The organism is Bartonella sp. PS7NMGDW, from assembly GCF_042193585.1.
GTDB lineage: Bacteria > Pseudomonadota > Alphaproteobacteria > Rhizobiales > Rhizobiaceae > Bartonella > Bartonella grahamii.
Genome location: NZ_JBHILX010000126.1, coordinates 1 through 582, shown reverse-complemented (window position 1 = coordinate 582; position 582 = coordinate 1). Strand labels below are relative to the sequence as shown.

General features: G+C 42.6%; 1 protein-coding gene. It reads right to left on the bottom strand.

Features of this window, described 5'->3' with window-relative positions:
* Nucleotides 1-90: 90 nt before the first annotated feature.
* Nucleotides 91-228: a hypothetical protein gene (locus ACFIKJ_RS09680; RefSeq protein WP_375625634.1), complete on the bottom strand. Its 138-nt coding sequence runs from the start codon at nucleotides 226-228 to the stop codon at nucleotides 91-93.
* Nucleotides 229-582: the final 354 nt, after the last annotated feature.

The following is a 582-nucleotide window of genomic DNA, read 5'->3' as shown; positions in this document are numbered from 1 at the left end:
ACGCATAGCCTGTACAGAGTCTACCGCTCCTAAATACTCAAACGTAAAAACGTAATGCTACTGGATCGTATAGTGACCGCAGTTGCACCCTTAAACACTGGTTCCTCCCCATATCATAATGCTTGACAAAAGCATCATGCCATCATAGCAACGGCTTTGCGTAGGGGTTCCACAACATAGTTCTACAAATTGTTGACGCATTGCCAAGCTAACAGTTTTCTTGCCCACCTACGCCAATGAGACCATCACTATCCTCTTTTTGAATCGTAAAACAAAATGATTTCCCATGAGCGATAAACCATCTGCTCAAAGTCCAGCTAGCTCAAACTCATAGCATTCTAAACCTTTAGGCTCGCTCTTCCCCCAAGGGGGCATAGTCAGATATATCACTTCCCTCACCTCTTCACGTGCTGGGATAAAAAAATCTGAAACTACGAGGCAACGCTGCATTTGTATGCAGCGTTGTTGTTAGGTATAAGCTTCTATTGAAATAGTTCTAATGGGAAGCACCCACAGCTAATGGTATAGGGATTAATTTGGATTCTTTCGAAATGCTATATATAAATTTAATGTGCCGCCCCA